The sequence below is a fragment of the Helicobacter pylori genome (assembly GCF_001653455.1).
GTDB lineage: Bacteria > Campylobacterota > Campylobacteria > Campylobacterales > Helicobacteraceae > Helicobacter > Helicobacter pylori_A.
The window spans coordinates 631,931-646,367 of sequence record NZ_CP011486.1 but is presented as its reverse complement, the minus strand read 5'-3'; the positions used below and the strand labels follow the sequence as shown (position 1 = coordinate 646,367).

Annotated in this window: 12 protein-coding genes and 1 pseudogene; all 13 read right to left on the bottom strand. The window is 36.9% G+C overall.

Translation table 11 applies throughout. The features are described from left to right. Positions 1-120: 120 nt before the first annotated feature. The 13 genes and pseudogenes from AA977_RS03045 to AA977_RS02985 all read right to left on the bottom strand — a co-directional run bounded on the left by AA977_RS03045 (position 121) and on the right by AA977_RS02985 (position 14,432). On the bottom strand, positions 121-2,601 hold the full coding sequence (locus AA977_RS03045) for an SIR2 family protein (RefSeq protein ID WP_064434540.1): 2,481 nt from the start codon (positions 2,599-2,601) through the stop codon (positions 121-123). Beyond that, a pseudogene (locus tag AA977_RS03040) lies at positions 2,598-3,122 on the bottom strand (type ISP restriction/modification enzyme); the annotation flags it as partial. The pseudogene AA977_RS03040 and the gene AA977_RS03045, both read right to left, overlap by 4 nt. Beyond that, a complete protein-coding gene (locus tag AA977_RS03035) occupies positions 3,056-3,523 on the bottom strand; it encodes a restriction endonuclease (RefSeq protein ID WP_172796002.1) in 468 nt (155 codons plus the stop codon). The gene AA977_RS03035 and the pseudogene AA977_RS03040, both read right to left, overlap by 67 nt. Positions 3,524-3,992: 469 nt before the next feature. Continuing rightward, positions 3,993-5,282, bottom strand: a complete 1,290-nt coding sequence (locus tag AA977_RS03030) for a (Fe-S)-binding protein (RefSeq protein WP_064434538.1) — start codon at positions 5,280-5,282, stop codon at positions 3,993-3,995. Beyond that, a complete protein-coding gene (hemN, locus tag AA977_RS03025) occupies positions 5,279-6,652 on the bottom strand; it encodes an oxygen-independent coproporphyrinogen III oxidase (protein ID WP_064434537.1) in 1,374 nt (457 codons plus the stop codon). Before hemN ends, AA977_RS03030 begins: the two co-directional genes overlap by 4 nt. Beyond that, complete coding sequence (locus tag AA977_RS03020) at positions 6,652-7,167, bottom strand: DUF2603 domain-containing protein (protein WP_000413489.1); 516 nt, start codon at positions 7,165-7,167, stop codon at positions 6,652-6,654. Before AA977_RS03020 ends, hemN begins: the two co-directional genes overlap by 1 nt. Positions 7,168-7,203: 36 nt before the next feature. Beyond that, entirely contained in the window at positions 7,204-8,301 is a 1,098-nt protein-coding gene (aroC, locus tag AA977_RS03015) for a chorismate synthase (RefSeq protein ID WP_064434536.1), read from the bottom strand. Further along, complete coding sequence (rnc, locus tag AA977_RS03010; RefSeq protein ID WP_064434535.1) at positions 8,298-9,002, bottom strand: ribonuclease III; 705 nt, start codon at positions 9,000-9,002, stop codon at positions 8,298-8,300. The genes aroC and rnc overlap by 4 nt, the downstream gene beginning before the upstream one ends. A 10-nt stretch (positions 9,003-9,012) precedes the next feature. Next, positions 9,013-9,444, bottom strand: coding sequence for a ribonuclease HI (gene rnhA, locus AA977_RS03005; protein ID WP_064434534.1), 432 nt, complete (start codon positions 9,442-9,444; stop codon positions 9,013-9,015). Then, a complete protein-coding gene (locus tag AA977_RS03000) occupies positions 9,445-10,455 on the bottom strand; it encodes a hypothetical protein (protein ID WP_064434533.1) in 1,011 nt (336 codons plus the stop codon). A 10-nt stretch (positions 10,456-10,465) separates the two neighbouring features. Further along, positions 10,466-11,710 carry a peptidylprolyl isomerase gene (locus AA977_RS02995; RefSeq protein ID WP_064434532.1) on the bottom strand — a complete coding sequence of 415 codons (1,245 nt, stop codon included), beginning with the start codon at positions 11,708-11,710 and terminating at the stop codon, positions 10,466-10,468. Then, positions 11,710-13,134, bottom strand: a complete 1,425-nt coding sequence (gene gatB / locus AA977_RS02990) for an Asp-tRNA(Asn)/Glu-tRNA(Gln) amidotransferase subunit GatB (protein WP_064434531.1) — start codon at positions 13,132-13,134, stop codon at positions 11,710-11,712. The genes AA977_RS02995 and gatB overlap by 1 nt, the downstream gene beginning before the upstream one ends. Next, complete coding sequence (locus AA977_RS02985; RefSeq protein ID WP_064434530.1) at positions 13,134-14,432, bottom strand: M16 family metallopeptidase; 1,299 nt, start codon at positions 14,430-14,432, stop codon at positions 13,134-13,136. The genes gatB and AA977_RS02985 overlap by 1 nt, the downstream gene beginning before the upstream one ends. Positions 14,433-14,437 lie beyond the last annotated feature (5 nt).

Here is a 14,437-nt window from a genome sequence, read left to right as displayed (position 1 = left end):
AATTTTAAATTTTCTAAGGGGTTTTAGCGGATTTTGCTCTGCAATTTTTCTGTTTTTGGGGGTTTCTTAATAAAGTTTGATAAATTCCAATGTTTTAAATAATGAGTATTAGGAAATAATTTATTCTTTTTTAAAACTATTCTCACAACTTTTAAGCAAAGCGAGTATTCTATTATGTGCATCTTCTTGTATTGCTTGTTTAAGTAGTTGCTCATGAATAGGTTGTTCATTATTGAACTTTTTCGTTGTTTCCTTATTCATGTATTTATTTTTTAGTTCCAAGAATATTTTTTGAAACTGCTCGCTATTTAAAATGCCTATTCTGTGCATGTTGCATGTTAGAAGTAAATAGGCTTCATCTTCTTGTATGGTCTTTCTATTTTGATTCTTCTCCCAAATATTGAGCAGAAATTTTTTTACATTTTGATTGACATCGTCGTTATTTTTTGTAATAGGAAATAAATCACAAATTAAAAGATTGGAAATCCATATCTGTGTGTCATTAGGAAGTTCCATTATTTTTTTAATGAGCGTATTGATTAGGGCTTGCTGTATGAGATCTAGCTCAGTATTATACTCAATATTGTATTGTTGTAAAATAAAGAGCAAATTTTGCATACAGCGTGGTGAACTTTCTAGGATTATTAAATACCCTCTAAAGTTCTCAGTCAGTTTTCTAATAAAAGAAAAGAGAATGCGATCCAAAATAGAAAACTTGATCTCTGTTTTAATTTTCATTTTAAATTTATTCCATTGTTTTGTAATGAAATATCCCATCGAATCGTAACTATTCCGTAGAATGTCTTCATCTATTTTTTCTTGGCATATTTCAACAATGGCATCAAATGTATTCTGATCTAACTCTATCCAAGCGCTTAATACCAAAAAATTCTTAAAAAGTCTGCTAAATTCAGTTTCAAATATATCTATTTGAACAAACTGAGAAGAAATATTTTTAAAAATCCCTATCAAGTTCTCCATTTCTACTTTAAAAACAATGTTTGTTTCTTGAAAATATTGATTGAGTTTTTTTATTAGAGTTTTATTATCGTAATATTTCAAGATGCAGTAAATTTGTCCTGATCTCAAAGTAATCAGTATTGCTTCATTATTGTTTCTTCTTTTTTCTTGGATTTGATATATTCTTAAAAAAGAAAAGAATATTTCAATCATTTGTTCAAAAAACTTCTCTTGATTTCCATTAATAATAAGGAAGCGGAAATATTTTAACAAGGTTTTTTTGAATATTCTATAAGCTTTGTTTTGATTGTTATTGAAGCTAAAAGAACTATCGCCACTACTCCATATTTCTAAGTCTCTTGTTACTTTTTCTTTTAGCTGGTAGGCTTCTATCAAGTTAATATTGAGTGTGGTGTTAATGTCTCTAAGGTATTTTATCTGTTCTCTTTTTTGGAAAGGTAATTCATAAAAACTCTCATTTAGATCTATTGATATTCTTTCTTTATGATATTTTTCTAATTTTTTATTGTTTTCATCACTATACCCATAAAATAGCGGCATATTGTACATATTATACAAACTAATATACCAAATATCATAGTTTCTTTCACGAAAGGCTTGTTTGGAATTTATTTTTAATGTCTCAAAAGCTTGAATGTCTTGTCCAAGATGGTAGAGTAAAAACGCTTTTTCTAATTCATTAAGAACACTAGAACTTTTTAGTGATATTTCACTAATTCTTTTTTTTATTGCATTATAATCAAAATTAAAAATCATTTTTCTTAGTTGTTTAGTTGAAAAAATAATTCCGCTGTAATTTTTAGAAATATCTTTTGGTTTAGCTTTTATCTCTTCTAAAAAACTTCGCAGTTCATCAGAGTGTCCTTTTTTTTCAAAAAGTTCTTGGGTGTAAAGAATGTGGATATTTTTATTTTTGTAAAATTCAAATTCAATCCTATCAAATTCTTTGGCTGTTTTAATAAAATAGATTGGTTTTACACTTTTTGAGTGAGAATTTACCCAAGAAATAATTTGTTTTACATTTTGATCACTCAATGAGTAACCGAGCAAAATCACTGTATCTGTTGAAAAAACTCCTTTAATATAGTTTTCAATCAAAGGGAAATGCTTACTATATTCTAGGTAGTCTTGCTCTTTAAATACAATGTTGTTTTCATCTAAACTTCCGTGCATTTTAATAAACTTTGCAAAGCCGGTTGAACTTCCAATATCCTTATCACTCTTTATGATATTAAAAAATCTTCCCTCTTCATTGATTGCTTGTTCAAATAGATTGTCCCAATTTGTTGTGATTAGATTTTTAATATTCAATTTGACAATTCCCAAATGCAAATCATTTTTCTTTGCATTATCAGGGATTAGAGATTTTAAAGTTTGATAATAAGAATATTCTCCAAATTGATTGTAAAATTTTTCTGCAAGGACAAGGTAATCCTCATCCTCTTTAATACCACTATAAAGACGCTTTTGAAGCTCATTGATCAAATCACCCCATTTGGGCAATTTTGATTCAGCACTTATTCCAGCTCCTGCAAATATGCTTAAGTAGTTTTCATTGTGGGCTTTCCTAATATTTTCTATTGATGTTTCAATAAACTCTTTGTATTGTTGGTTATTCACTCAAACCCCTTTTCGCTAATCTTTTCAATCAAATCCACGCTTTTTTCAGAGAGTTTGATGATCCTACAAAGGAGTTCAAAAACATATTTTCCGCCCGCATAATCGTTCGGGTTGTTTTTGATCAAACTCCCTTTGTCCTTTTTGTTGTCAATAGTGATTTGATAGCGTTCGATCACCCAGTCAATCGCGCTCTTGCCATTCAGTACATAGTCAAAGGCTTTTTTAGGGATTTTAGTGATGGTGATATTGTGGTTATAAATGATGCTATCCCCCTTTTTTGTCATTTTGCTCACATCATAATAACCCTCTATTTCGGCGTTCATTAGCGTTTTATATTCAACGCTTGTGTGCATTTCCCCGCTCTCATAGTTCAAATGCAAATCGGCTAATTCCTTGCCAAGAGTAGAGAGCGCTTTAAAATCCTTACTCAAAGCGATGCGCGGCGCTTCTTTGGTTAAGGAATTTTTGTATTTTTCCAAATAGCCTTTATGGTGGAAAATCGCATAAATGTAATAAAAAATCCATTGCTTCTGATTTGCTCAATGGCTTTTTGGGCGTTAGAGGTTAGATCGGAAGTGGTGATGATGATCCCTTTTTTAAACCTAACCTCCCCCACCCCACTTTGCAATTGGGTGAAAAAAGTCGCAAGCTCATTGAGTGAGACGCTGTCTTGATGGAATTTGCATTGCACAGCGATGTATTCTTTTGAAGTGGTTTGTATCACCATATCAATCCCGCAATCGCTATTATTCCCCCTTAATTCCCAATCGCTCCAAAGCTTAATAGACTCGTATTCATTAGCGCTATCATGCTCTTCTAAAAAACGCTTGCAAACCTTTTCAAACAAGCTCCCTTTAAGGCGTTGGTTGGGTATGGCTTGCAGTTTTTCTTTAATGAGTTTGTAGGTGTTGATTTCTGACATTTTCATTCCTTGTAGTGGCGTTAAAGTTCTGTATTATGTGAAACCGCCCCTTTTTAAAGCAAGAGGCTTCCTAACTAAAGCGTCCCAACGGACGCTAACACGAAAGGCTTTGTTCTTTAAAGTCTGCATGGATATTTCCTACCCCAAAAAGACTGGAGGTATTTTGCTATCTTTTAGCTTAAATATAGCCTAACAGCTATACACTTACTGCACCCTAAAGGACAGAGTTTTTCGTGCTGGTGGGATAAAAAATAGGATTTTAATTAACTTGCTTTATTGTTTTAGATTTTATTTTATTGCAAAACTCTTGAGGGGATAGGGGGTATTTTTTGCACTTAACTCTCCCCTTAATCCCCAACTAAAAACCCCCTAACCCAAGAAGACCGCTTTTTTAAAGAGATTATTATTTGCTTTTTGCAAGCTCTTTTATTGTTTATTTTTAAAAAATGCCTTTCAGCGTTTTTAATCTCTATTCAGCGCTTTTTAAAGCCTTAGCGATGAGTTCTAGGGGGTGTAAAAAAGAGGGGGTGTTGGGGTTGTCTAAAGATTTTAGAGCGTTATTGAGTTGCATATGGCATGCCCCACATTCTGCGCTCAAAATTCCAGCTTTGGTGTCCATGATTTCTTTAGCCCTAAGAAGCCCCACTTTAAAAGAAAACTCTGCCTTTTCGGTTTGCATGGTAATCCCCCCAAAGCCGCAACAATTATCCGGCATTTCCTTGATTTCATAATGCGAATTGAGCAAGTTTCGCACTTCTTTATGGGCGTTTAGGGTTTTTTTGGCATGGCAAGGGTTATGATAAGTAATCACTTCCTTTCTTTCATTAGGGGTTTTTTCTAAAAGATTTTTTAAAGGGGTGTGTTTTTCTAAAAACACGCTCGCAAGATAGATTTTAGGCGTGATTTTTTCCAAACGCTTCACATACAAATCCTTATCTTTTTCGCCTAAAAACACCTTGTAATAATCGTTAATGAGCATGCTAGCGCATGTGGCTTCAGGCACGATGATCGCATCCACTTCATTTAAATAGCTTTCAAACCATTCAATGTTTTTTTTCACTAAAAAAAGCGTGGTTTCTTTATCGCCGGTAAAATATGCAGGAGCCGCGCAGCATTCTTGTTTAGGAATGATCGCTTGAATGTTAAGCTTTTCTAAAATATACAACAAGCTCTCCCCTACTTGCTGGTAGTGGTAATTGCTCAAGCACCCTATAAAGATCGCCACTTTTTGAATGGGGTTTTCTAAAGGCTTAACCTCTGTGTGTTTTTGCAAAAAACTTTTTTGATTTAAAGGAGGCAGAGCGCTTTTTTTAAAGCGTTTGAACAAGCCTTTAAACGCCACTCTAGGCTCTAAACTATCCCCTACTTGCTTGAGAACGCAAGGGGCTAAAAAATGCGCCACCGAAAACACCCTATCCATTCTTTTGCGGTTTTTTAAAAGCGAAAAATAGGATTTTTTATACCATGCAATGCCATGCTTTTGAGCGATTTTTTCCCTGGCTTTTTCTATTAAGGTGTCTATGGGCAAATGAAAAGGGCAGGTTTCCACGCAAGCGGTGCATAAAAAACAAGTTTCTAAAAGGTGTTTTAAATTCGTGTCTAATTTAAGCTTGTTTTGAGCGTTTAAGCGCATCAAATCTAAAAAGCCCCTAGGCGAAGTCGCCTCATCTTTATGAATGCGGTATATGGTGCAACCTGGCACGCATTTAGCGCATTTAACGCAAGCGTCCCCTACTTCTTCAAAAATATTTTCACTCATAGCGTTTTACTGAAATGTTTTTCGCCCCCACGCAAATACGCGTCAAATTCCATAGCCATGTTTCTTACGAGCATGCCCCCTGTTCTTGTCATCTCAAAGCCTTTAGCATTGAATGAAAGCAAACCCGCTTCTTCATAAGGCTTTAATTTTTCTAATTCTTTTTTAAAATGCGCTTTAAAATCAATAGAAAATTTTTCTTCAATTTTAGAGTAATCCAATTTTAAATTGCTCATCATTTGCATGATCACTTCTTTCCTTAACACATCTTCTTTGGTTAGCGCTACGCCCCTTTCTACCGGTAAATGCCCCAAATCAAGGGCTTTTTCATACTGGTTTAAATCTTTATAATTTTGCGTGTAATAATCGCCCCCTTCGCCAATGCTCGTAACGCCAATGCCAATGGTTTGAGTGAATTTTTTCGTGGTATAGCCTTGAAAATTACGGCGTAACTCCGCTTTTTGAAGGGCTAGATACAATTCATTATCGCTTTTAGCGAAATGATCCATGCCTATCATTTGATAATTTGCTTTTTCTAAAAAACTAATCAGGGCTTCTAGAATCTCTAATTTGTCTTTAGGGCTTGGCAATAGGGTTTCATCAATTTTACGCATCGTTTTTTTCACCCAAGGCACATGCGCGTAATTAAACACCGCTAATCGGTCCGGATCCAGTTTCAAAACCCACTCCAAAGTTTTTAAAAAACTCTCTTTAGTTTGGTTGGGTAAGCCATAAATCAAATCAAAATTAATGGATTTAATGCCATAATCTCTAGCGAGCTTCACCGCATCTTGAACCATTTCAAAAGGCTGGATTCTATGAATGGCTTTTTGGACTTCAAAATCAAAATCTTGCACCCCAAAACTCAAGCGGTTAAACCCTCTATCAAATAAGGTTTGCATATGCTCTTTAGTGAAATGCCTAGGGTCAATCTCGCAACTCATTTCAATGTCTTGGCTGAAATTGGGGAAAACTTCTTGAATGCTTTGAGTGATCTCATCTAATTGAATGGGCGAAAAAAAGGTTGGCGTGCCGCCGCCATAGTGGAATTGCGCCACTTCTCTGTTCGTGTCCATCGCATTTTTTAAAAGGGCGAGTTCTTTTTTAAGATAGCTAATATAGCGGGTTTTTTTCTCTTCCAAACTAGTGTAAATGACCGAACAAGCGCAAAAATAACACGCGCTCCTGCAAAAGGGCAAATGCGTATAAAGCGATAAGGGCATGGGGTTTTTGAGGTTGTCATGGGAAAAAAACGCTTTTTTCAAACTCTCTTCGTTAAAATTTTCTTTAAACTCCACCGCTGTGGGGTAGCTGGTGTATCGTGGGCCGGGCTTAGAGTATTGTGAAAATTTTTCAAAATCAATGGTTTGCATTAAAAATTTTCCTCATCATTGCTGTCAAAATTTTCAAAATTATTTTCATTAAAAGGGGGTTGTTTGAACATGTTGTCAAAATTAAAAAACAAATTAGGGTGTTCTTTTTTGATTTGTTTGACAAAATTTAAGGTGTTGATATTGGGTAAATTCCCATCTTTTTGGCGTAAATTTTCTAATAATTGCAAAGAAACTTCGCGCACGTCTTCAAAATCAATCGGCGCTTGAATGATAATATCCCTTTCTAATTCCGCTTTAAGCCTGGCTTCAAAAGCTTTTCTGGCGTTTTCTGCCAAAAGAGAGATCACATTATCTGGCACTAAAACATAATTTTTATCTTCTTCATCAGAAATAAAATAAGCTTCATTTTTTTTAAACGCCCCTTTTTCTAACTCTAAAAGCATTTCATTAGCGCTGATTTTTTTAAGCAAAGCTCTGTTTTTTTGGGTGGTAAGGCTATTGATAAGTTTTTGTGATTTGGTTTTAGAAACTCGTTTTTTAGGTAACTTTTCCATTTATATCCTTTTTAAGCTGATTGTATCCAATTTCGTTTAATTCTCATTATAAATCGTTTTTAAATACTCTATTTTTGAAGTCAAATTGAGTAATACCATATCGGCCAACACTAACGAGAGCAAACTCTCACACACCACACTCCCTCTAATCGCAATGCAAGGGTCATGCCTGCCTTTTAACAAACATTCGCATTCATTACCCTTAATGTCTATGGTTGGTTGAGGTTGGAAAATGCTTGGCGTGGGTTTAAAATGCACTTTAACAATGATCTCTTCCCCATTGCTCATGCCCCCTAAAATCCCTCCACTACGATTGCTCAAAAACCCTTTTTGATCCATCAAATCATTATACTCTGAGCCTTTTAATAAAGAGCTTTCTACCCCTTTGCCAATTTCAACCGCTTTCACCCCGTTAAGCCCCATCATCGCTTCAGCGATTTTAGCGTCTAATTTAGCGTATAGCCCCTGGCCTAATCCAATGGGGAGTTTTTGATTTCTTTTCACGCTCCTTGCTCTAATCAAAGCCACCCCCCCTATGCTATCGTGGTTTTTGATAGCGTTTTGAATGGCTGTTTTTTGCGCTTCTTCTTGTTCTTTATCCAGGGCAAAAATTTCACTTTCTAAAGCATGATTGAAATCGTAATTTTTGGCTTCAATGCCCCCAATCTTCATAATCCCGCTTTCACAAACAATGCCAATTTCTTTTAAAAGCATTTTAGCAAACGCCCCAGCTGCCACTCTTATAGCGCTCTCTCTGGCCGAACTCCTCCCCCCACCCCTAAAATCTCTGATGCCGTATTTATAAAAATAAGTGAAATCCGCATGGCTAGGTCTGAAAAGGTTTTTAATGTTATCGTAATCCTTGCTCCTAGCCCTTTGATTGTGGATTAAAAACCCTATGGGCGTCCCTGTGCTGAAATCTTCAAAAACCCCGCTTGTTATTTCCACTTTATCGTCTTCTTTTCGTGGCGTGGTGAAAACATTCCTCCCCCCTTGACGGCGCTTCATTTCATTTTCTAATAATGCATAGTCTATTTTAATCCCACTAGGCATGCCGTCTAAAACCCCCCCTATGACGCTCCCATGCGATTCTCCAAAAGTCGTTAGCCTTAAAAAATGCCCTAAAGTATTCATTTTATCCCCTTAAGTTTTTGGAGCGCTTGATAGGCGCATTGCTGTTCGGCTTCTTTTTTACTCTTGCCTTTAGCGGTCGCATACATTTGATTTTGAATGTATAAAGCCATTTCAAATTCTTTATGGTGAGCGGGCCCTTTTTCTTTGAGTAATTGGTAAGTGGGGATCACGCAAAATTGCGCTTGGGTCAATTCTTGCAAAGCGGTTTTATAATCCACAGACAAATGTTCCAAATCCAAACGCTTGTAAGTGCGATTGAGCAAATTTTGCATGATTTTACGCACTTTATCTAACCCTGCCTCCAAATACACCCCAGCCATTAAAGCTTCAAAGGCGCTTGATAAAATAGAGGGTTTTTCCCTCCCTTTAGAGGTTTCTTCAGAAGAAGAGACGCGCAAATAATCTTGCAAAGAAATCACTTTCGCTAATTTCGTAAAACCCTGCGCGCTTACGATAGAAGCCCTTAATTTGGAGAGTTTCCCCTCATCGTATTGATAAAATTTATGGTATAGCAACTCCCCTATCACCAAGCCCAACACCGCATCGCCTAAAAATTCCAAGCGCTCGTTGTTTAAAGCGAGCTTGCATGATTTATGCGTTAAGGCTTGCTCCAATAAATGCTTGTCTTTAAAAGAATACCCTAAAGCTTTTTCTAGCGTAATATAAGGGCAATCTGCAAGCTTATTGTTTTTGTCTTTCATCTTATCCCTTTCAAGTGGCCGTTTTGACCCATTTTTGCGCTTCTAATTTAGCGAGACTATCGCACCGCTCATTTTGTGCATGCCCGTTATGCCCCTTGATCCAAACAGCCACAATAGAATGCCCTTGAGAGACTTCTAAAAATTCTTTCCACAAATCCACATTTTTGACTTTAGCAAAATTCTTTTTTTGCCAATTAATCAGCCACACATTGATCGCTTGACACACATATTGCGAATCGCTATAAAGCGTGATATTGCATGGGCGTTTTAAGATTTTTAAAGCTTCATTCAACGCCCTTAATTCCATGCGGTTATTGGTGGTGCATTGTTCGCCCCCACTGATGATTTTTTCTTTATCCTTATAGCGTAAAATCGCCGCATACCCGCCTGGCCCGGGATTGCCCAAAGAAGAGCCATCGCAAAAAATTTCAATTTCTTGCATCTAATCCACCCCCATAACATGCGTTTTTCTAGAGATTTTAAGCACCATATCCATAAACGCTAATTGGTAACACACAGGGCATCTATGGCTTTCAAAAGGAAAAATTTGTTTGCAATGCTTGCAGCGGTATTCAAAAGTCAAATTCGCTTTTATAGGGCTATTCAATAAAGCGCGTAAAACCTCTAATTCAAAGATTTGACAAAACTTACCATCTAAAAGCAACCCTTGAGAGCGCGCGATGTCTTGCAAAAGAGCATGTTTTTCTAAAATAAAAGCAGGGATATTTTGATCCCATAAAAGATCGATTAAATTTTCTAGCCGTTCGGTTTTATCGATCTCTTGCCAAAAAAGATTTTCATCGCAAGATTTTAAATAATTCAAAGCGATTTTTTTCAAATCTGGCGAATTTTTTGCCACATGCAAGATTTTATTCGCATCTTCCTTACTCTCTATTAAATGCATTAAATAAAGGTAGTTTTTGATCGTTTCAATTTCAGGGACCTCTAATTCTTCCAAGCATTCTAAAGTCTCTAAAGCCTTTGAATAATCCTTTTCTAATTCATACACATGCATGAGTTTCAATAACGCTTCCACATTCCTTGGAGAAAAGCGCAAAATCTCTTTCAAAGTGTCTTGCGCTTTTTGCAAATACCCCACGCTAAAATAATTTTTAGCCAATAAATCCAAAACAGCGGTTTTTTCTTCATCTTTTAAAGGGCGCGCTAAAAGCCCTTTTAAGATTTCAATACTCATTTCTATGTCAGCGATTTTAGAATACGCCCTAGCTAAAAACATCAAACTAGAAAATTTTACATGCTTGAAAAGCTCGTCTAAATTTTCACTACTCACATAAGCGTTTTGGTTTTGAGCGAATTTTTGTAAGAATTTTTTGTTTTTCTTTTGGGTGAAATACGCCCTAGCCTGTTCTAATAAAATGACAAGAGCGATAACAAAAGTTAATAAAGCGATAGAAAAAAGAGAATCTTTATAGAAAAAATTAAAATGTTGCACGATCTAAAGATCACTCTCTAATCATCACAATCCTAGACTTGACGCGCACTTTTTCAAAATGCTCTTCTAAAATCTTATCTTTAGATTCTTCCACTAATTTTTGAGCGATGAATTGCTTAGCTTGGCTGAAGCTCACTTCATTTTTACCCTTTTTTTCCTTGATATAAAAGGTGATAAACTGCCCCCCACCCCCATTCATAACAGGCGTAAAAGAGCCTTCAGCATGAGAAATAAAGACTTGAGCGATTTGAGGGTTTAGGGTTTTCATCTCTATTTTTTCATTGGCCTTAGTTACCCCTGGAATTTCCAAATTAGGATCTGCCATAGCCCTTTCTAAATCCTCTTGACTCGTTGAAGTGTAGCGCACGGTTTCTACTTCTGTGGGGATACTGAATTGCTCTTTGTGTTTGTTGTAATACTCGCGCATTTTGGTTTCAGAGCTAGTATCCACATTAGTGAGCAAAATATTACGCAACAATTCTTGCATTTCTAAATGTTCCTTAAGCTGTTCTCTATAGAGTTTATAATGCCCCTCAGTCATAAGCATTTGTTTGAAATGATCCAAATCCATGCCTTGCTGTTGCGCCATCATCGCCATTTCTTGGTCTAGCTTGTCATCATCTACATGGATTTTTAAGCGTTCAATTTCTTGGTTTTTAATGCGTTCAGCGATCAAGCGATCCCTTGCTTGGGCTTTGCTCACTTTAGATTTTTCTTGCTCTTCTTGGATTTGATACAGCGTGATAGGCGAGCCATTAACGAGTAAGGAAATGCCCCCCACGACTTTATCTTCAAGGGTGTTATTGGTAGCGTTATCAGGATTGCCAAAAATGGAATTGAATTGCGAGCCAGGGCTTGTCCCTTTATTTTTTTCAAGAGTTTGAGAGGTTGTCTCTTTTTCCTCAGGTTTTGGCGCATTACTTTGAGTGCCTTTATTTTGAACGCCTTTAGCGCTCTCTTTAATTTTAGGAGACGCAATTTTTTGAGATGGGCTTTTAGCGTCCCCATGATGGACTTCTGCTCTGGGCTTTCTTTTGGGTTTTACTTCTTTCTTTTCTTCGGTCTTTTTCTTTTCTTCTTTACTTTTTGCTTCCTTGTTTTTCAACTCCTTATTCTTCAATTCTTGGCGGATTTTTTTATCCAAAGAAGAATCTTGTTTCTTCCCCTCTAAGGCTTCCACTTTAGATTCAGGCTCTGCATAAACCACCCTAAACAACAACAAAACTTTTAAAACATAAGAAAAAATTCTTCTCATTAATCCAATTTCTCTTTCAAAATAGCATTCACCACGCTAGGATTAGCGCCTTTGAGATTTTTCATCGCTTGGCCTACAAAAAACCCAAAAAGCTTGTCCTTACCGCTTTTGTATTCAAGCACCTTATCGGCGTTGTTTTTAAGCACTTCTTCTATTACTTTAACTATCGCTTCTGTATCATTGACTTGAGACAAGCCCATTTGTTCAATGAGTGCATCCACATCGCCCCCACGCTCTTCTAAAAGCCTGTCTAACACATCTTTAGCGCTCTTGCCAGAAATTTTGCCCTCATCGATTCGTTTGGCTAAAGCGCCTAGCGTGTGAGCGCTAACCCCGCAATTTTCTAAAGTGATCTCAGCTTTCAAGCGCCCTAACAATTCCACGCAAAGCCATGTAACGCTCGTTTTAGCCTTAACCCCAAGATTAAGCATGCTTTCAAAATACTCTGCCAATAAAGGATCGCTCACCAATAAATTCGCATCGTCTTCTTTAAGGTTAAAATCTTTCATGTAGCGGATTTTTTTCGTGCTAGGCAATTCGTTGATCTTTTGAGCTTCTTTTAAAAATTTTTCATTGATAAACACAGGATACAAATCCGGATCTTTAAAATAGCGGTAATCCGCCGACTCTTCTTTATTACGCATAGAAAGGGTGATCCCTTTAGCAGTGTCAAAAAGGCGCGTTTCTTGAACCACCTCTTCATTATAACGCCCGCTTTCCCACGCCGCGCTTTGGCGCTCTATTTCATATTCAATCGCTTTAGCGATAAATCTAAAACTATTTAAATTTTTAATCTCCACTCTTGTGTAAAGCTTTTCATCGCCCTTAGGCCTGATGGAAACATTCGCATCGCACCTGAAATTCCCCTCTTGCATGTTCGCATCAGAAATCCCTATAAAACGCACGATAGCATGAAGCTTTTTCAAATACGCAATGGCTTCTTCGCTATTTTTCATGTCCGGCTTACTGACAATTTCTAATAAAGGGGTGCAAGCGCGGTTCAAATCCACCAAAGAATAACCGCCCTCATGGATATTTTTACCGGCATCTTCTTCCATGTGAGCCCTTTCAATACGCACGATTTTGACGCCCTCTTGAGTGTCAATTTCTAATTTCCCATCGCTCACAATAGGGACTTCAAATTGCGAGATTTGATAAGCTTTAGGCAAATCAGGGTAAAAATAATTTTTTCTTGCAAAAATGGAATTTTGATTGATATTGGCTTCAAGGGCTGTGCCTAATTGGATGGCTTTTTTAACCACTTCTTTATTCAATACCGGCAAAGCTCCCGGCAAGCCCAAACACACAGGGCAGGTGTTAGAATTAGGGGATTCTCCAAAACTTGTAGAGCAAGAGCAAAAGATTTTGGTTTTGGTGTTGAGTTGGACATGGACTTCTAGCCCGATTACAGCTTCAAACGGCATTATTTATCCTTCTTCTTATTGCTCACAATGGCAAAGGTCAAATCATTGATTTCGGTGTGCGCTTTAATGAAATCGTTGATTTCTTTCAAACTCATTTTTTGGATTTGATCAAGCAATGTTTTTTTAAAATCTAAAGGCAACCCTAAATAAAAATAGTTGTAAGTGGTGTTCAAGCGGCTAGAAAGCGTTTCATTCCTTAAAGGCTCAGAGCCTAGTAAAAACTTTTTAGCGTCGTCTAATTCTTGTTGGGTCATGCCTTTTTCTGCAAATTCCTTAACGATTTTTTTAACTAAGGCGACGCTTTTAGCTTGAGTGCTGAGCTTGGTTTGCAAATACCCGCTTGCAAAATGCGCCACTTTAGAAAAATTAGAATGGATATACACGCTATAAGCTAAGCCCTCTTGAACCCTGATTTTTTCCATCAAACGAGAGCCAAACCCTCCCCCAAGCACAAACATCATCACTTTAGATTTCGCTAGATCCTGTTTTAAGTCTTTGATTTTAAAGGGCGCGCCAAAATACACGAAAGCCTGCTCGGTGTCTTTATAGAGGATTTTTTCGCTCTTTTTATCGCTTGTTTCAAAATAAGGCTCTTCATACGCCTTACCTTGCGGCAAGAAATTAAGAGCGTTATCCAAACGCTTAAGGGTTTGATCCATTTTTAAATCGCCCCCAAGCACCACCACGAGCTTATTGAGTTCAAAAACCTTAGTAAATTGTTGTTTCAAATCGTCTAGCTTGATTTTTTGAAGGCTCTCTTTAGTGCCTAAAGACGCATTAGCTAAAGGGGTGTTAGCGAAAAGTTCTTGTTTTAAAGTCAATTTGGCTAAATAGTCAAAATCGCTTTCTTTTTGCAAAAGTTGGGCTAACATTCTCGTTCTAACTTTTTCTAAGGCGTTTTGCGTGAAATTAGGGGATTTTAAAAGCTCTTTTAAGCGCGTTATGGCTTCATCTTCGTATTCTTTCAAAAATTCTAAAGTGATTTGCAAATCTTCTGTGCTGGTATCCACATTCAAACTGATCGCTTTTTGCTCTAAAAGTTGTGCAAACCCCACCGCGCCAAGCTCTTTAGTGCCTTCGTTTAAAACTTGCGCGAACAATTTCGCTAAGCCCAGCTGATTTTTATCGCCCAAGCTCCCACCCCCCCTAAAAGCTAAATGGATAAACCCCATGGGCAACAAATGGTTTTCTTCATAAATCACAGGGACTTTAGCTTGATTGATCTCTTGGTGTGTCAAAGCGCTCGCTTGTAACCCCATAAAAACTCCTAATAATAAAATGATTAAAATTTTTTTCATGCTCT